At 61.9% G+C, this 17,601-nt stretch carries 13 protein-coding genes; 11 read left to right on the top strand and 2 right to left on the bottom strand.

Features of this window, described 5'->3' with window-relative positions:
* Positions 1-857: 857 nt before the first annotated feature.
* The 3 genes from ACYPXD_RS08925 to tcuC all read left to right on the top strand — a co-directional run bounded on the left by ACYPXD_RS08925 (position 858) and on the right by tcuC (position 5,127).
* A complete protein-coding gene (locus ACYPXD_RS08925; RefSeq protein WP_459709899.1) occupies positions 858-2,450 on the top strand; it encodes a sensor histidine kinase in 1,593 nt (530 codons plus the stop codon).
* 241 nt (positions 2,451-2,691) lie between these two features.
* The gene (locus ACYPXD_RS08920) at positions 2,692-3,405 is read left to right on the top strand and encodes a response regulator transcription factor (protein WP_459709896.1); all 714 of its coding nucleotides are present in this window, start codon (positions 2,692-2,694) and stop codon (positions 3,403-3,405) included.
* Between the two features lie 396 nt (positions 3,406-3,801).
* Entirely contained in the window at positions 3,802-5,127 is a 1,326-nt protein-coding gene (tcuC, locus tag ACYPXD_RS08915) for a tricarballylate/proton symporter TcuC (RefSeq protein WP_459709893.1), read from the top strand.
* Between the two features lie 25 nt (positions 5,128-5,152).
* Here the strand turns inward: tcuC and ACYPXD_RS08910 are convergent, their stop codons facing one another.
* The gene (locus ACYPXD_RS08910) at positions 5,153-6,046 is read right to left on the bottom strand and encodes a LysR family transcriptional regulator (RefSeq protein ID WP_459709891.1); all 894 of its coding nucleotides are present in this window, start codon (positions 6,044-6,046) and stop codon (positions 5,153-5,155) included.
* Positions 6,047-6,181: 135 nt separating this feature from the next.
* Here ACYPXD_RS08910 and ACYPXD_RS08905 point away from each other — a divergent pair, with 135 nt between their 5' ends.
* A complete protein-coding gene (locus ACYPXD_RS08905) occupies positions 6,182-7,219 on the top strand; it encodes a TauD/TfdA family dioxygenase (RefSeq protein ID WP_459709888.1) in 1,038 nt (345 codons plus the stop codon).
* A gap of 124 nt (positions 7,220-7,343) precedes the next feature.
* Here the strand turns inward: ACYPXD_RS08905 and ACYPXD_RS08900 are convergent, their stop codons facing one another.
* Positions 7,344-8,801 (bottom strand): methyl-accepting chemotaxis protein, encoded by a 1,458-nt coding sequence (locus ACYPXD_RS08900; protein ID WP_459709885.1) that lies wholly within the window; start codon positions 8,799-8,801, stop codon positions 7,344-7,346.
* A 725-nt stretch (positions 8,802-9,526) separates the two neighbouring features.
* On the opposite strand from ACYPXD_RS08900, the gene ACYPXD_RS08895 reads away from it, so the two are divergent.
* The 7 genes from ACYPXD_RS08895 to ACYPXD_RS08865 all read left to right on the top strand — a co-directional run bounded on the left by ACYPXD_RS08895 (position 9,527) and on the right by ACYPXD_RS08865 (position 17,601).
* Entirely contained in the window at positions 9,527-10,504 is a 978-nt protein-coding gene (locus ACYPXD_RS08895) for a zinc-binding dehydrogenase (RefSeq protein WP_459709883.1), read from the top strand.
* 434 nt (positions 10,505-10,938) lie between these two features.
* Complete coding sequence (locus ACYPXD_RS08890; protein ID WP_459709881.1) at positions 10,939-12,036, top strand: BMP family ABC transporter substrate-binding protein; 1,098 nt, start codon at positions 10,939-10,941, stop codon at positions 12,034-12,036.
* A 76-nt stretch (positions 12,037-12,112) separates the two neighbouring features.
* A complete protein-coding gene (locus tag ACYPXD_RS08885; protein ID WP_459709878.1) occupies positions 12,113-13,255 on the top strand; it encodes an ABC transporter permease in 1,143 nt (380 codons plus the stop codon).
* Positions 13,248-14,174: an ABC transporter permease gene (locus ACYPXD_RS08880; RefSeq protein ID WP_459709874.1), complete on the top strand. Its 927-nt coding sequence runs from the start codon at positions 13,248-13,250 to the stop codon at positions 14,172-14,174. The genes ACYPXD_RS08885 and ACYPXD_RS08880 overlap by 8 nt, the downstream gene beginning before the upstream one ends.
* Positions 14,175-14,268: 94 nt before the next feature.
* Positions 14,269-14,961: a biuret amidohydrolase gene (gene biuH, locus ACYPXD_RS08875; protein ID WP_459709872.1), complete on the top strand. Its 693-nt coding sequence runs from the start codon at positions 14,269-14,271 to the stop codon at positions 14,959-14,961.
* 2 nt (positions 14,962-14,963) lie between these two features.
* Positions 14,964-16,571, top strand: a complete 1,608-nt coding sequence (locus ACYPXD_RS08870; protein WP_459709870.1) for an ABC transporter ATP-binding protein — start codon at positions 14,964-14,966, stop codon at positions 16,569-16,571.
* A 19-nt stretch (positions 16,572-16,590) separates the two neighbouring features.
* The gene (locus ACYPXD_RS08865; protein ID WP_459709867.1) at positions 16,591-17,601 is read left to right on the top strand and encodes a formamidase; all 1,011 of its coding nucleotides are present in this window, start codon (positions 16,591-16,593) and stop codon (positions 17,599-17,601) included.

Raw genomic sequence — 17,601 nt, 5'->3', positions numbered from 1 at the left:
GTTCTGTATAAAAGCCCGTTTCTTGCAAGTCGAGGCGCGCATTTTCACACGATTTTTTTAATGATTCGCCGCAGTGCAACGATAACCTGCTAGTGTTCCTCGTTGATCCGGTCTTGAATGAGCGTGAAAAGCGGAAAGGATGAGCGATTCGCAATTAACGCAGAAAACCGGCAAAGGAGCCTCGCAAACGTTCGTTTAAAATGATGCACGCGACCGTGGGTTGGATGAAGCATTTTACATGGAAAATTCCTCGAAAAACTGATGCGATCGGCCCGACTTTCTGTATTGGCGCATGCTACGGCCTGTTTGTCACAATTGTTCACATTTGTAAGATGCCGTATTCCGTATGGTACGTGCACTTGTCTAGACGACGGGGTGCAACCAGTAACTGCCGGTGATCGACTTCGGAGACCGACCGTGCCTGTAAGTATTGGTATTGAAAGGTTTTTGTCTGCGCGAGGGCGGGCGGAGACGTCGAGTCGGAGCGCCCGCGGGGCGACGTGCGGGAGGGGGGCAGCGCACCGGCCGCACGCAACCCGCTTATCATTTCTGTCAAACAACGGGAGAGTGGTGCATCGCGACGTTAATGACCTGATCTAAGACTTTAAAATATGTCCGCAATCATATAACGATGAAAAGATAAAACGACATATTATATTCTCAAGTTTCAAGAATAAATGGCAATAGAGCGGATAAAGAAAAGATTATGGAATTTACGGAAAAAGGCATCAGGTCCTGGCTCCGGTTTTTCGCATGAACCGTCACGCGCTCATGCATCGTCACCAGTAAACCGGCGTCCCAACCTGAAGCGCGAATGCTTCTGGCTGGCGGTGGCGCTCATGCTGTTGTGCGGGTACATGACTTCGACTCATGTGTTTCATCGTGCGGACCTCGCGTTCTTCGATGCGGCGTCGCACCTCGCACATCGGGATGCGGCGAGCGGGACGGTTCAACCCAACGACTACGCACTTCAGTTGATGTTCAACGAAGGCGTCGTCCCGCTGTTGTGCGTGCTGCTCTATCTGCTGAGCCCGCGCACCGGGCTTCTCATATCCGTGATGTTCGCGGCAATGCTGGTCGGCGGTTCGATTGCGATGTTGAAATACGAGCACTTTTTTCTGTCGCCGCTCGTGGGTGTTTTCGCGTGCGCCGTTGCCTATCCGCTTTGGGCATGGCGGCGCCAGGAAGCGCTGCTCGGTTATCTTTCGACCGAAGCGGAAAAGGGCGCGAAAGAACCGTCGCTGCCTGAAGAGCCCAGGCGGGCCAGGTTTTTCGACGATCCGGTCCAGCGGCGATTAAACGCCATGGCGTCGTTGTTCGACCGGGTTCGGCGGCATCGCGAGTTTATTTCCGAGTGGGTCGACAGCCTTCCCGAGGCGACACTCGTGACCAACGCCGCGGGAGAAATCATCCTCGCGAATGAGCGCGTCAACGCGCTCTGTCAACGTTCCGAATTGCGTATTGCGGAGCGCAGCCCGGTGGCGGGGCGGCCGGTATCGGACGTTCTGTTCGAGATTACGGCGTCCCACCGCGCAATCGAGTTCGCGTCGCAAGCGCTGGCGCTTTTTGCACGCTGGTCCAGCGACGACGATCCGCCCGCTTATGGCGAATCGATGTTCTCGCAAGGTATCGAGATTACGAATGCGCGAAACGGCCGCTCGCTGCTGATCAAATGCGCGCAGATCAAGCCGTCCGAGGGCCGCGACGGCGCGTTGATCTTTCATGTTGCCGATGTCTCGTCGGTCCGCATGGCCGAGCGTCAGCGCGATACCGCGCTGCGGTTCCTGTCGCACGACATGCGTTCGCCGCAGGTCGCGATTCTGGCGCTTGTCGAACAGATGAAGCAGGAGCCGCCGCGTTTCACCGCCGGCGAATTCGCGATGCTGGTCGGCCAGTACGCGACGTCCGCCCTGAACCTCGCTGACGATTTCCTTTTTCTGGCGCGCGCGGAAAGCTTGCCGGCGAAGTTGACCCAGGTCGATCCCGCGCTAGTACTTGGGGACGCAATCGACGACCTGTGGCCGCAGGCCACGGCCAGGTCGACGACTGTCAATCTGGCCGCGGAACCCGGCAAGCGCACCGTTGCCGACGTTCAGCTATTGCGCCGCGCATTTGCGAATCTGATCGGCAATGCGATCAAGTTCAGCCCGCGCTATTCCACGGTCGACGTGCAACTCGCGGAAACGGAACGGCATTTGAAGATCTCGGTGATCGACCGTGGTGTCGGCATTCCCGAGCATGAAAGGAAAGCGCTCTTTCGGGAATTCAGCCAGCTCGATGAAAAATTCTCGAGGTCGGGGCACGGCCTGGGGCTCGCCTTCGTCAAGACCGTGGTCGACTCGCTTGGCGGCACATTGCAGGTCGATTCGGCGCCCGGTCGCGGCACGACCTTCATGGTGTTCCTGCCCAAGCTGGTCGATCAGTTGAGCGATGAGCTAAACAACGGCTAGCCGGCCCCTGGTCCCGGGCCCCTGGTGTTTCGCGGCCTACCGTTTATTGTGATGCGCGACGCATTGAATACAAAATGCGCTTCATCCGTAGTTCACAAAAGTTCAAACATATTTATAGTGTGTATCCTACGATCATTGCTTGTGTCGACATTGCCCGGTGCGCAAACGTTTGCGCGATCGGCGAATGCTTCAACTGTATCCAGGTCGGACATAAGAACGTCACAATGCACGGGGGCATCACATGCGCATTCTGGTTGTCGAGGACGATCCCATTCAGGCGGAAGCCGTATCGACTGCGCTCAGTTCGCTGAGTCACGCGGTCACGATTGTCGATGACGGCGAGCGGGCGGTGCGTTGTTTGCGATCGGAACCGATCGATGCCGTCGTGCTCGATTGGCATTTGCCGCGAATGAGCGGCATCGAAGTGTTGCACTGGATTCGCGCACGCTCGAACGTCCGGTACGGTGTGCTGTTTTTGACCAGCCGTGTTCATGAGGTCGACGTGGTTCGCGCGCTCGATGCGGGCGCCGACGATTACATGGTCAAACCGTTTCGCGCCGAAGAACTCGCGGCGCGCGTGAACGCACTATTGCGCCGCGTTGCGCGGACGATGGTGCGCGACGAGCCGATCAGGGCTGGCGATTACGCGCTCGATCCGATCGAACGCACGGTCACCCTGCGCGGCGGCAGGATCGAGTTGACCACCAAGGAGTTTCAACTCGTTGCGGCGCTGTTCACCAACCTCGGCAGGATTCTTTCGCGAGATCAGCTTGCGATGACGGCGTGGGGCCGCGAGCTTAGCGTCGAATCGCGCTCGCTCGATACGCACATCTACCGGATCCGGCAGAAGCTCAAGCTAAGCCCCGAGAACGGCTTGCGTCTGTCCTCCATCTATACGCTCGGCTACCGGCTCGATCTCGCCAAGGCGTCGGTCGAAAGCGAATCCTGCGTCTAGGCGCTTTCCGCTAAAGCCTTTCCGCTAAAGCATCGCATTCCACATCAAGTAAGAGAATCGGCCTCGATGGGGCCGGGGTGTGCGCGCGCCTGCTCCGCGCACCCGGCAAGATTCCCTTCCCGTCTTGACTTGCCCTCGCATGCAAGCGATGACGAATTCATGTTTTCCTAAAGTCTTGTCTCGGCATACCGTTAACCTCCGGGCTTACGTTCGGAGCACTGTTTTTTTCGGTTTTCCGTTTCCTAAATGATAGGACTTGAGTAGCGATATTTGGGTTTACACATCTGGGCGATCGCTGCACAATGCGGAGCAATTGGCGTCGCAATCCGACAGGCATCAAACAATACGAATACGGGGTTTGACACAGCAGCATCAGCGAGAAAGGGGAGGCCACCCATGCAGGCGCAGTCCAGATCCGAACCGTGGGCAAGAACGATCTTCCGCGTCACGAGCGGAAACTTTCTGGAGATGTACGACTTCTCCGTCTACGGCTTTTACGCGGTGTCCATTGCGCACGCACTGTTCCCGCGCGGTAATGAATTCGTTTCGCTGTTGCTGTCGCTTGCCACATTCGGCGTTGGTTTTCTGATGCGGCCTATCGGCGCGCTCGTGCTCGGCGGATATATCGACCGCAGAGGAAGGCGCAAGGGTTTGCTGCTGACGCTCGGCCTCATGTCGATCGGCATGCTGATGATTACCTGCGTGCCCGGCTATTCGACCATCGGCATCGCCGCGCCGATCATCGTCGTGTGCGGACGTCTGTTGCAAGGCTTTTCGGCCGGTGCGGAACTGGGCGGCGTCTCCGTCTATCTCGCCGAGATTGCGCCGCCCAAGCAGCGCGGGTTTTTCGTCAGCTGGCAATCGGCGAGCCAGCAACTGGCCGTCGTCTTCGCGGCCGTGCTCGGGGTCGCGCTCAGATGGCAATTGTCGCCGGAGCAGATGGATTCGTGGGGCTGGCGCATTCCGTTCGTGATCGGCTGCCTGATCATTCCGGTGCTGTTTTCGATGCGCCGCCGCCTGCGCGAGACCGAGGTGTTCCAGGCGCGCAAAACGACGCCTTCGCCGCGGCAGATCGTCGAATCGCTGCGCGAGCATCGCCGTACGATCGGTGGCGCGGTCATGCTGGTGACGATGACCGCGGTGATGTTCAACCTGATCACCGCGTATACGCCGACGTACGGGCAGAGTGTGCTGAAGCTGCCCGCGATGGATACCTTTCTCGTCACGATGGCAGTCGGCCTGACAAACTTCGCGATGCTACCGATTATCGGCGCGCTGTCCGACAAGATCGGACGCCGTGCCGTGCTGACGGCGTGCGCGGCGCTGGTCATTCTCACTGCTTACCCGGCGATGTACTGGCTCGTTCAGGCACCGAGCTTCGCGCGGCTGATGGCCGTCGAAGTCTGGTATGCCCTGATTTACGGTTCGTATCAGGGCGGGATGGTCGTTGCGCTGACCGAGATCATGCCGGCCCATATTCGGAGTACTGGGTTTTCGCTGGTGTGGAGCGTTGCGCAGGCGGTGTTCGGCGGTTTCACGCCGGTCATCTGCACGATGCTGATTCATTTGAGCGGAAACAACGCGGTGCCGGCGGTATGGCTTAGTTGTGCGGCGGCCGTCGCGCTGATCGCAACGTTCAGGATGTTCCCGAAGGCCGTGGAGGCGCAGGCCACGCCTGGCGGCGTGAACTTCGAAGAGGGGCTGTCGCAACGCCATTCCTAAGCGCGCGGTCGCTATGCGATCGCGCTTATCGACCGCGGCTGACAAACTCGCTGATTTCCGTCGCCAATGCGGCAATGGCGCTTGTCAATGGATTGGTCGTGCTCGTGCGGTATAGCGCGACGAATTCCACGGGCTTGATATCGGGTGTCGTGTCGAGCACGGTCAGCATGCCCGCCGCGATTTCGGCCGCGTACGAGCGGCGCGGAAGCAGGCTTACGCCAAGCCCTGCAAGCGTCAGGTCGCCGAGCACGCGTACCGTGTTGCACGAGATGACCGGCTTGTATTCGGCGCCGCCTTCGCGAAACCAGCGTTCGATCACAGGGGCGTGATGCGACTGCGACGACAGGCCGAGCACCGGCCATCGCGCGAGGTCGACCGGCGTCATGCGTTCGGTCGGCACGTTAAGCGCGCGCGGAGCGATCCAGACGAATTCGTCGAATCCGAGCGGAACGGATGAGATGCCCGCTTCGGCGATCGGGCCCGTGACGATAGCGAGTTCGATCTCGCCGTCGCGCAGTTTATCGACCAGTGCTGCCGTGAGTGCGATATCGAGCACCACCATGACGCCCGGGTAGCGATCGCGTACCGCCGCCATCAGCTTCGGCAGCCAGGTCTGCGCAACGAGCCCCACCACGCCCATTCTGATCGTGCCGGTCAGCGCCTGCGCATCGCCGATCTGGTGTCGCACGCGCGCGGCCAGCGCGACGATTTCCTGTGCCGGCTTCAGCAGTTCCTGGCCTTTCGGCGTGAGCCGCGCACGATGCGACGAGCGATCGAACAGAGTCACGCCAAGCGAGCGTTCGAGCGCGCCGATGCGCGCGGAAATGGTCGATTGGGTCGCGGAAAGGGCGTCGGCGGCGCCCGCGAAGCTGCCTGTTTCGACGATGCGGATCAGAGTTTCGAGCTGTCGGATATCCATGGGCGGAAAGTGGGGAGTTCGTAGCGTTCATCGAGTTTTTCGATGTGGCCTGATCGAAATATATCGCTATTCGGCGGCACGCAAAAACCCTAGAGTTCATATGCCGTACAGACAACTTCGTAGAGGAGCGGGTGGATGGACCAGAGGGTGAACCATAACGTGGCCCGCGGCGCGTCGATACTCGAAGAGGGGACCGCGCCGGGGAAAGAGGACATCAGAACGTCGCCGTTCAACGGGCCGATTGCATGGACCGGCGAAAGCCTCGATCCGGACGACGGCATGATCGCGATCGATGCCGCATGCCGGACTGAACTCGACGAGCTTGTCGAGACCTTGAATGCGAATCCGATGCCCACGGCACTGCTCGACGCGGCGGAATTCGAGCTGCCGGCGTGCCGGCGGATGATGCAGCAAGCGAAGGCGACGCTCGAGGAAGGCCCGGGCTTTGTGATTATCGACAAGCTGCCGGTGAAAGAATACGGCGTACAGGCTTCGCAAGCCGTCTACTGGATTTTGTCGCAACTCGTCGCAAGGCCGGTTGCGCAAAGCTGGGACGGCAAGATGATCTACGACGTGCGCGACCTCGGCAAGCCGCCGGGCAATGGCGTGCGCCCCGATATCACGAATGCCGAACAGAATTTCCACACCGACAACAGCTATAACCTGTATCCGCCCGACTACGTCGCATTGTTGTGTCTGCAACCAGCGATGGAAGGCGGCGTGAGCAGCATCGTCAGCTTCTACACGGTGTACAACGAAATGCTCAAGCGCAGCCCGCATCTGCTGCCGCGACTTTACCAGCCCTATCTGTTCGATCGCCAGCGCGAGCATGCGCCGGACGATGCAACGGTGATCAGCCATCCGCTGTTTCAGGCTGCGAACGGGCAGCTGCTTTGCCGTCTCTCGCACCGCCATGTCGTCAACGGCTATGCCATGGCCGGCGTGGCGATGGACGAGGAAACGTCCGAAGCGCTCGAAGTGCTCGAGCAGACGATGCGCGAGCCGCAGTTGTGCCGGGAGTTTTTCTTCGAGCCGGGGCAGATCCAGATTGTCGATAACAAGCGCTGCGGACATCGCCGCACCGGTTTTGTCGACTATCCGGAGCCCGAGCGCAAGCGTCATCTCGTACGGTTGTGGTTGCGTAACGAGGGCCGCCGCTTTTATAACGGGTGATGGTGCAAGGGAAGTCGAGCAGTTGAACGGCTGTGAGATGTAACGCTTGATAAAAAAGGGGAATCTCGCGATTCCCCTTTTTTTGTGCGCTTGCAAAGCGTCGACGCGCCTTAAGTGTTCAATCTCAAGCCGCCGTCAAAGCCCCGCTTCCCACGCGAAACACGTTGACCGCCTCTCTCAAGCTACGCGCCTGTTCTTCCATCGACTGCGCGGCGGCGGCGGCCTGTTCGACCATCGCGGCGTTCTGCTGCGTCGTTTCATCCATCTGCGCAATGGCGATGTTGACCTGCTCGATGCCCTGAGTCTGTTCCGACGAAGCGGCCGAGATTTCGCCGATGATGTCGGTCACATGCCCGACTGCCTTCATGATCGAGTCGATGGTTTCGCCCGCGCGTTCGGCAAGCCCGCGGCCCGATTCGATTTCCTGAACCGACGCTTCGATCAGCGCCTTGATTTCCTTGGCGGCGTCCGCGCTGCGCTGCGCAAGGCTGCGCACTTCGCCGGCGACCACGGCGAAGCCGCGGCCGTCTTCGCCGGCGCGTGCGGCCTCCACCGCGGCATTGAGCGCAAGGATATTCGTCTGGAACGCAATGCCCTCGATTACCGAAATGATTTCGACGATGCGCGTCGAACTCGACGCGATGCTTTGCATGCGGTCCACGACCTGATGCACGACTTCGCCGCCTTCGCCTGCGATATGCGAGGCGTTCGCGGCCATCTGGTTTGCCTGCCGCGCATTGTCGGCGTTCTGTTTGACGGTGGCGGTGAGCTGCTCCATGCTTGCCGCTGTCTCGCTTAGCGAGCTTGCCTGTTCTTCGGTGCGCGACGAAAGGTCCTGATTGCCGGCTGAAATCTGCTGTGCGGCAACGGTAATCGTCTCGGCGCCGCCGCGAATTCGCGCGATCGTGTCGATGAGCCGCTGCTGCATGTTATGCAGCGCGAACAGCATGCTTTGCGTATCGTTCGCGCGCAGGTTCAGTGCGCTGGTCAGGTCGCCGCTTGCAATCGTCTCCGCAATTTCGACCGCGTACGACGGCTCGCCGCCAAGGCTGCGCTCCACGTTGCGGATGATCATCACCATCGCCAGCGAAATGAGGCCGCCCACCACGAGCACGACCATCAGATAGTTGCGCAGGTTTGCATAGAATGCGCTGTCGATGTCGTTCACGTAGACGCCGGACGTCAAATACAAGTCCCACGGCGCGAAGCGCTTGACGAACGCGATCTTCGTCGCGATGCCGTCGTTGAGGCGGCCTTCATACTGCACGAAGCCCTGGCCCTTCTCCTGCGCAAGCTTGATCATCTCGAGCCAGAACAGCTTGCCGTTGGGATCCTTGTAGTTGGTTACATCGCGATTACGCATGTCGGCCAGCACCGGATGCATGATCACCGTCGGATGCGAATCGCAGATGATGATGTAGCCGTTATTCGGGTAGCGCATCGCACTGATACGGGCGAGGGCTTCCGCGCGCGCCTGTTCGACCGGCATTTTGTGTTCGTCGGCCAGTTTTGCGTACTGGTCCGCGACACCGTATGCGGCTTCGACGACGTTTTGCACCGCGCCTTGCCGTTCCAAAAGCATCGTATTGCGTGATTCGCGTGCAGCCCAACCGCCCAGGATGAGGAGACCCAACCAGGTTACGACGAGCGCCATCCATAATTTTGTGTTTACGCTGAGACGGCTCAATTGCAACTCCTTGAGAGGCACGCATTTGAAGCGTGAGGTGAAAATGCAAAGTCGTTCTTTTCAGCTAACGGAGGGAACGGCGTGATAATGAATAAGGGTTAACACTTATTTGGTGTGGTTTATCTGGTTGTTTGACTTTTATTTGTCATTCCGCTCAATTCAATCGCCTCGAATTCCTAAATGTCAGGAATTGATTGGTTTATTTCTCGCCGGGAGCGCGCGGACGTCCGGCGCATGCTGCAGGGGATGGCGGGCCGAGAGATTGCGGATGGCGCGGAGCTTCGGATTGGATCGCTCATTGAGATTCTGTAATGCCGGCGAATATCCGATTCAGGCGTTCACGCGGTGCTCGACCTGATACGTCGCAGCGGATTGCAAGCCTTGACCGGCGCACCGCTCGCCCGCGTTGTGCAGCGCTCGTACCTGCCAGACCGTAGCCGCCCGACTTTGTTCGCATCGCACGGCATTCGACTATCCGTCGTCATGTAACCAATAAGATTAGATTTGAAAAGTTACATGACCTGGCTATCATGCGTTCCACGGGCCGACCGGATCGCAGGTTTTAGCGGTTACGTCTGAAGGTCGGTGAGCGGGTCAATTCGACGAGATAGGAGAGTGAAGTGAAGGCGATCGTTCTGGAAGGTTTTGGTGGTTTGGAAGCACTGGTGTACAAGGACATTCCGAAGCCCGAGCCGGAGGAGGGGACTGTCGTTATCAGGATCAAGGCGTTCGGCATCAACCATGCCGAGATGCATATGCGTCGCGGCGAATGGGCGGAAGCCGCGCCGGTCAGCGGAATCGAATGCGTGGGTATCGTCGATTCGTGTCCCGGCGGCGAGTTCGCGGTGGGTACGAAGGTCGCCACGATGATGGGCGGTCTTGGCCGCACGATTAACGGCAGCTATGCGGAGTACACGCGGGCACGTGTGAGCAATGTGACGCCGATCGAATCGAATCTGCCGTGGGCCGAGCTGGCCGCGATTCCTCAGTCCTACGCAACGTCATGGACGACGTTATTCCGCAACCTGAAGATTCAGCGCGGGCAGACCATTGTGATTCGCGGCGCGTCGTCGGCGCTCGGAATTGCCGCAGTCAACCTCGCGGTGAACGCGGGCGTCAAGGTGATCGGCACGACCACGAAGGAGTCGAGCTTCGAGCAACTGAAGGCGCATGGCGTGAGCCGCTGCGAAATCGAACGGCCGGACCTGTCGAAGCATATCGCGGAGCGCAAGCAGATCGACGCCGTGCTCGATCTGGTCGGCAATAGCACGATGCTCGATTCGCTGGACATGGTGCGCCGCGACGGCAAGGTGTGTCTCGCCGGCTGGCTGGGCGGCCTTGCGCCGATTGCCGATTTCAATCCGCTGCTGCAAATGCCGAGTGGTGTCGATCTGACTTTCTTCGGCAGCTTTGTATTCGGCGAACCGGGCTTTCCGCTTTCGGAGGTTCCACTGCAAGCGATTGCCGCCGACATCGAGGCGGGAAAATACTCGGCGAAACCGTGGCGTGTCTTTCGCTTCGACGAAGTGCCGCAGACGCACCGGATCATGGAGGCCGGCGAAGCGAGGGGCAAGATGGTGGTCGTGCACGATGAGTGAGCGGCGCCGGCCCGCCATTGCTTTGAGACCGCTCGCTGCATTCCTCGCCCGCAGGCGGTATCGACAGGCCTGACCGTGACCGCGCTTGCACGACCGGCTTCATGCAGGCGCGCCTCACCCAGGCGCCTCGTGCGATCTCCTCCTGTGAACTGCCCATGCGAGCTGCTCACGCACGCTCGAAGGGAACGCTGCACCAAATCATCGCTTCTCCGTTTCACGCTGGGTCATGCGAGCGACGCCGTTCGGATCGCTCGCCTATCTGATCGACAGCGGCGAACCGTTGTCCGGTATGGCCTGGCGCCGCCTTACGCGATGACCGGCACGAAAGCTGCAATCCCCCGCCTGAACTTGTATCCAAGATTGAACGCAAGATGCGCGATCGTCCGCGCGGCAGTCCATACAGCAGCCAACCACGACCGACAGGAATCCAGACCATGACCCATCGCCGCGACTTCATCAGACAGATCGGAGCGTTAGCGCTTGGCAGCGCACTGCCGTTCGACGTGGCGTTCGCCGCCGGCAATCTGACGGTCGGCGTGATCTACGTCGGCGCGCGCGGCGACTATGGCTATAACCAGGCGCAGGCGCAGGCCGCCGCGGTGATCAAGAAGCTGCCGAACGTGAAGGTGGTCGAGGAAGAGAACGTGCCGGAAACGGTGGCCGTTCAGAAAACGATGGAAGCCATGATCGAGCAGGACGGCGCGACGCTGATCTTCGCGACGTCGTTCGGTTACTTCGATCCGCATGTGCTGAAAGTGGCCGCAAAGTATCCGAAGGTGCGCTTTGCGCATTGTGGCGGTCTATGGAAGAGCGGCAATCCGGCCAATATCACGAGCTATTTCGGCTACATCGACGAGTGCCAGTATCTGAACGGCGTGGTGGCCGGTCATGCGAGCAAAAGCAAAAAGCTCGGCTTCGTCGCGGCCAAACCGATTCCGCAGGTGCTGCGCAATATCAATGCGTTCACGCTTGGCGCGCAATCGGTCGATCCGTCGATCACGACGCACGTGATTTTCACCGGCGACTGGTCGATGCCGATCAAGGAGGCCGAGGCGACCAACAGTCTCGTCGATCAGGGGTGCGATGTGATCACCTGTCACGTAGACGGGCCGAAGGTGGTGGTCGAAACCGCGGAGAAGCGCGGTGCGATGAGCTGCGGCTATCACGCCAGCCAGGCCGCGCTCGCGCCGAAAGGCTATCTGACCGGCGCCGAATGGGATTGGGCGACGCCCTTCAAGACCATTGTCGCGTCCGCGCAGAACGGGCAGCCGCAACAGAACCTGATGCGCGGCGGACTCAAGGAAGGCTTTGTGAAGATGTCGCCGTACGGCGCGAAGGTCAGTGCCGATGCGCGAGCGAACGCCGACTCGGTGAAGGCGAAGATGGTGGCCGGCGACTACCCGATCTTCAAGGGGCCGATCAAGGACAACAAAGGCGCGAGCGTGATCGCCGCGGGTGTGACGCATCCGCAAACCGATATCGCGCTCGAGAGCATGAACTATCTCGTCTCGGGCGTGGTGGGGCAGATCTGATCGTTGCGGCTGCCGTATTTGGGCGCTCGCCTCGCGCGGGTGGCGGTTTGGTTCGAGTCCCGGGCAAGGAGTGGCGATGCGTTTCGATGTTTCAACCAGCGCGAGCGCGACCGGTAGCCGTGCGAGACTCATGCTCGGTCTGCTGCCGGCCGTGCCGACACTATGCGCGTGCGTGTGCACGCTGTTGCTGTTTTCGCTGTTCCTGCTGGTGCAGGGGCAGCCTGCCGTACAAGCACTAGGGCTCATCGGCGAGGGTGCGTTCGGCTCGTGGTTCGCATGGCAGAACACGCTGCTGCGCGCTGCGCCGCTGATGCTCACGGCGCTGTGCGTTGCACTGCCCGCGCAGGTCGGGCTGATCGTGATCGGCGGCGAGGGCGCGCTCGCGCTAGGCGGCCTCGCGGCGGCCGTTGCCGCGCAGGCCGTGCCGCATGGGCTGCCGTGGCTCGTCGCGCTGCCGTTGATGGCTTGTGCCGGCATGGCCGCAGGCGGTATCTGGATCGGCGCGGTGGGCGCGCTGCGTCAGTGGCGGGGCGTCAACGAGACGATCAGCAGCCTGCTGATGTCGTATATCGCGATCGCGCTGTTCAAGCAGCTGGTCGAAGGGCCGCTGCGCGATCCGGCAAGCCTGAACAAGCCCTCGACGCCGCCGCTGCCCGACGCTCTTACGATCGGTTCGATACCCGGCCTCGACGTGCATTGGGGGCTGTTCTGGGGCGTGCTCGCGAGCGTCGCAGCGTGGGTGTTCGTGCGGCATAGCACGCACGGTTTCGCCATGCGTGTCGCCGGTGGCAACGCTCGCACGGCGCGGCTCGTCGGCTTGCCGGTGAACCGGCTCGCGTTTGCCGCCTGTGTGCTGGGCGGTGCGGCCGCGGGCCTTGCGGGCATGTTCGAAGTGGCAGCCGTGCAGGGCAGCGCAAACGCGTCGCTGCTCGCGGGCTACGGCTACGCGGGCATTCTCGTGGCTTTCGCCGCACGTCAGAATCCGCTCGCGATCATGCTGTGCGCCGTGCTCGTCGGCGGTATCGAAGCGAGCGGCAGCTTGCTGCAGCGCCGCCTCGGTCTGCCTGACGCGACCACGCTCTTTCTACAAGGCCTGCTGTTTGCCAATCTGCTCGCCTGGGAAGCCTTGGGCACGCGCGTCGCGGCGTGGCGCGCGAGGCTGCAGTCGGCCGCGCGTGCCGGCGAAGCGGGCGTGCAACTGGAGCGTACTCATGCCTGATCCGCATTCGACCTTCGCGGTGCTCGCGCTCTCGCTCGTGGCGGGCGCGATCCGCGTCAGCACGCCGTATCTGTTCGTGAGTCTCGGCGAATGCCTGACCGAGAAGGGGGGCCGTGTGAATCTCGGTCTCGAAGGCATTCTGGTATCGGGCGCCATGACCGGTTACGCTGCGTCGTTCCTGTCCGGTTCGCCGTGGATCGGCGTGCTCGCCGCCGGCGGCACGGGACTCTTGCTCGGTTGTCTGCACGGCCTTGTCTGCTCGTTGCCGCGCGTGTCGGATATCGCGTTCGGCATTGCCTTGATGCTGATCGGAACCGGCCTTGCGTTCTATCTCGGCAAGCCTTTTATCGAGCCGCAGGCGCCGATGCTCGCATCGCTCCATCTCGGCGATGCGTTCGCCTCGCCGCAGGTGCGCGAGGCTTTGCACGTGAACCCGTTGTTCGCGATCGGCGTCGTGCTCGCCTTCGGATTGCAATGGGGCTTGCGTCATACGCGCTGGGGCATGGTGTTGCGCCTTGTCGGCGAGAACGCGGAGAGCGCGCGTGCGATGGGCTATCCGATCACGCGCGTACGCGTCGTGGCGACCGCGGCGGGCGGCATGTTCGCGGGTGTCGGCGGCGCGTATCTGTCGCTCGTCTATCCGGGCAGCTGGAACGAAGGGCTGTCGAGCGGCCAGGGGCTGATGGCGGTGGCGCTCGTGATTTTCGCGCGCTGGCGACCGCTCGCGTGCCTGTGGGCTGCGCTGCTGTTCGGCGCGGCCGGCGCGCTCGGGCCCGCGCTGCAGGCGATCGGCGTGACGAGCGGCTACTACCTCTTCAATGCCGCGCCTTATCTGCTGACGCTCGTCATCATGATCGTCAACTGCAGGCCCGATCGCACGCTGGCCGGTGCGCCGGGCGAACTGAGCCTGACGCGATGATGCGCCAATTCGCCAATTCGCCAATTCACCCATTCACCCATTCGCCGATGCGACGAACACCGTTTGCCCTATCCACCCGCAAGAGAGCACGACCATGAACCGTTTCATCGAAGCCCGTCCGTACCCATGGCCCTACGACGGCTCGCTGCGCGCGGATAACACCGCGCTTGTCATTATCGACATGCAGACGGATTTCTGCGGCATCGGCGGTTATGTCGACAAGATGGGCTACGACCTGTCGCTGACGCGCGCGCCGATCGAGCCTATCCGGTCCGTGCTTGGGCTCATGCGCGAGCTGGGCTTCACGATCATTCACACGCGCGAAGGGCATCGCCCCGATCTGTCCGACCTGCCGGCGAACAAGCGCTGGCGCAGCCGCCAGGCCGGGACCGACGGCATCGGTATCGGCGACGACGGACCATGCGGACGCATTCTGGTGCGCGGCGAAGCGGGCTGGGAAATCATCGACGAACTGGCGCCGCTGCCAGGGGAAATCGTCATCGACAAGCCTGGCAAGGGCTCGTTCTGCGCGACCGATCTTGAGCTGATCCTGCGTACGCGCGGCATTGCGAATCTCGTGCTGACCGGCATTACCACCGACGTCTGCGTGCATACGACGATGCGCGAGGCGAACGATCGCGGCTTCGAATGCGTGGTGCTTGCCGACTGCTGCGGCGCAACCGACGCAGGCAATCACGCCGCGGCGCTGAACATGATCCTGATGCAGGGCGGCGTGTTCGGCACGGTCTCGGATTCGGCGGCCCTGCTCGCGGCCCTCGGGAGTTGATCATGTCGACGGCCGCACGCGCCCTTGGCATCGAAGTGCTGAACGCGACGAAGCGATTCGGCGCGTTCTGCGCGCTCGACGGCGTCTCGCTGAAGGTGCGTGCCGGCACGATACACGCGTTGCTCGGCGAAAACGGCGCGGGCAAGAGCACGCTCGTCAAGGGACTGGTCGGATACGGCGTGCTCGATGACGGCGAGATCGTCGCCGATGACCGTCAGGTGCAGATTGCCTCGCCGCGCGACGCGCAGGCGCTCGGCATCGGCATGGTGTATCAGCACTTCACGCTGGCCGCGGGGCTGTCGGTCGAAGAGAACCTGCTGCTTGCGCGCGGTCGGGTGCCGTGGCGCATCGACTGGGCCGCGGAGCGCGCGGCGCTCGGGACATTCATGCGCGGCATGCCGTTCCGGCTGCGGCTCGATGCGCCCGTCGCGGGCCTCGCGGCCGGCGAGAAGCAGAAGCTCGAAATACTGAAGCAACTCTACCTGCGCCAGCGCTTTCTGATTCTCGACGAACCGACATCGGTGCTGACGCCGCAAGAGGCCGACGAGGTGCTCGGTCTGATGCGCGAGCTGACCGCGCGCGGCGAACTGACGGTGCTGATGATCACGCACAAGTTTCGCGAAGTCGATGCCTATGCGAACGACGTGACGGTACTGCGCAAGGGTCGCTGGGTCGGCACGAGCGCCGTGTGCGACATCGATCGCGATCGGCTTTCCGCCTGGATGATGGGCGACGAGGGCGCGCGGGACCCGCGCGCGGCCGCGGAGCTCGATGCGCGCCGGCTGCCGCGCGGCGCCGTGGCGGCCGACGCGCCGGTCCGGCTCGATTTGCGTGAGCTGAGCGTGGTCGACGATCGCGGCCATCGTGCGGTGCGCGAGGTGTCGATCGCGGTGCGTGCGGGCGAAATTCTCGGCATTGCGGGCGTCTCGGGCAACGGCCAGAAGGAGTTGATCGAAGCGCTGGTCGGACAGCGCCGCGCGGAGGCCGGTGAAATGCGCGTGAAAGGCGAGCCGTATCGCGCCACGCGCGAAGCGATGACGCGTCTGCGCGTGTTCGCGCTTCCGGAGGAGCCGCTGCGCAACGCGTGCGTGGCCGGTATGAGTGTGGCCGAGAATCTCGCGTTGCGCGCATTCGACCGGGCGCCGTTCAGGCGCGGTGGCTGGCGTCTCGACCGCCGTGCGCTGCGGGCTCGCGCACAGAAACTGATCGATGAATTCAACGTGCGGCCGCCGGTGCCGGACCGCCCGATCGGCACCTTGTCGGGCGGCAACGTGCAACGTGCGGTGCTCGCGCGCGAGCTTGGCCAGCCGGTGGACGTGCTGATCGTGGCCAACCCGGTGTTCGGCCTCGATTTCGCGTCGGTTGCCGATATTCATGCGCGGATTTTGGCCGCGCGCGCTGCCGGCACAGCCGTCTTGCTGGTCAGCGAGGATCTCGACGAGCTGCTCGAGCTCGCGGATCGGATCGCGGTCATGGCCGATGGCCGCATCGTGTTCGAAACGGCCGCGGAACAGGCGGACCGGGTGTTGCTCGGCCGTCATATGGCAGGGCACGGCGCCGCCAGCACAGCGCCTGCGGAAGTGGCGGCTCCCCTGCATGCGGGTATCTGACAATGGAGATAGGACAGCAATGAGTTCGAGTGGATTGGGTGGATTGAACAGGTCACCGAATGGAATCGTCGTCGGCCTCGTGCAACTGCAGAACCCCGATGTCGGGACGCCGGCGCAACTGGCCGCGCAAACGCAGCGGATTGTCGAACTGGTCGGCAAGGCGCGGCGCAACAACCCGGCAATGGACCTCGTCGTGTTTCCCGAATACGCGCTGCACGGGCTATCGATGCGCACCGACGACGCGATCATGTGCAGTCTTGACGGCCCCGAAGTGGCGGCATTCAAGGCCGCCTGTATCGAGCATCGCATCTGGGGTTGCTTCTCGATCATGGAGCGCAATGCGGGCGGGAATCCTTATAACAGCGGGATCGTGATCGATAGCGAGGGGGTCGTACAGCTCTACTATCGAAAGCTGCATCCCTGGGTGCCGGTCGAGCCGTGGGAACCCGGCGATCTCGGCGTGCCGGTCTGCAAGGGACCGAACGGCGCGATGCTGTCGCTGATCATTTGCCACGACGGGATGTTTCCCGAGATGGCGCGCGAAGCCGCGTACAAGGGGGCGGAAATCATCCTGCGCACGGCCGGGTACACGGCGCCGATCCGTCACGCCTGGCGCATCACGAACCAGGCCAATGCGTTCCAGAATCTCGCGCAGACGGCGAGCGTGTGTCTGTGCGGCAGCGACGGCACGTTCGATTCGATGGGCGAAGGGATGTTCTGCGATTTTGACGGCACCGTGCTCGTCGAAGGCAGTCACCGTCCCGACGAGATCATCACCTGTGAAATGCGGCCTGATCTCGTGCGCGAAGCGCGCGCTCACTGGGGCGTGGAAAACAATATTTACCAGCTCGGCCATCGCGGCTATGTCGCGGTGAAGGGCGGGGCGCGCGATTGTCCCTATACGTTCATGCAGGACCTCGTGCGCGGCGAATACCGGTTGCCGTGGGAGCACGAGGTGCGCGTCACGGACGGCACGTCATGCGGTTTTCCGGCACCCGAACGGCATTACCGCAGCGGATCGCGAGGCTGA

The sequence above is a fragment of the Paraburkholderia sp. 2C genome, from assembly GCF_054589215.1.
The sequence above is the reverse complement of the archived record's forward strand: the minus strand, read 5'-3'. Positions and strand labels throughout refer to the sequence as shown.

Bases quoted from the DNA above. Each gene is read 5' to 3' on its own strand.
- ACYPXD_RS08925 (WP_459709899.1), top strand. From the start codon at position 858: ATGACTTCGACTCATGTGTTTCATCGTGCGGACCTCGCGTTCTTCGAT.
- ACYPXD_RS08920 (WP_459709896.1), top strand. From the start codon at position 2,692: ATGCGCATTCTGGTTGTCGAGGACGATCCCATTCAGGCGGAAGCCGTA.
- tcuC (WP_459709893.1), top strand. From the start codon at position 3,802: ATGCAGGCGCAGTCCAGATCCGAACCGTGGGCAAGAACGATCTTCCGC.
- ACYPXD_RS08910 (WP_459709891.1), bottom strand. From the start codon at position 6,046: ATGGATATCCGACAGCTCGAAACTCTGATCCGCATCGTCGAAACAGGC.
- ACYPXD_RS08905 (WP_459709888.1), top strand. From the start codon at position 6,182: ATGGACCAGAGGGTGAACCATAACGTGGCCCGCGGCGCGTCGATACTC.
- ACYPXD_RS08900 (WP_459709885.1), bottom strand. From the start codon at position 8,801: ATGCTTTTGGAACGGCAAGGCGCGGTGCAAAACGTCGTCGAAGCCGCA.
- ACYPXD_RS08890 (WP_459709881.1), top strand. From the start codon at position 10,939: ATGACCCATCGCCGCGACTTCATCAGACAGATCGGAGCGTTAGCGCTT.
- ACYPXD_RS08885 (WP_459709878.1), top strand. From the start codon at position 12,113: ATGCGTTTCGATGTTTCAACCAGCGCGAGCGCGACCGGTAGCCGTGCG.
- ACYPXD_RS08880 (WP_459709874.1), top strand. From the start codon at position 13,248: ATGCCTGATCCGCATTCGACCTTCGCGGTGCTCGCGCTCTCGCTCGTG.
- biuH (WP_459709872.1), top strand. From the start codon at position 14,269: ATGAACCGTTTCATCGAAGCCCGTCCGTACCCATGGCCCTACGACGGC.
- ACYPXD_RS08870 (WP_459709870.1), top strand. From the start codon at position 14,964: ATGTCGACGGCCGCACGCGCCCTTGGCATCGAAGTGCTGAACGCGACG.
- ACYPXD_RS08865 (WP_459709867.1), top strand. From the start codon at position 16,591: ATGAGTTCGAGTGGATTGGGTGGATTGAACAGGTCACCGAATGGAATC.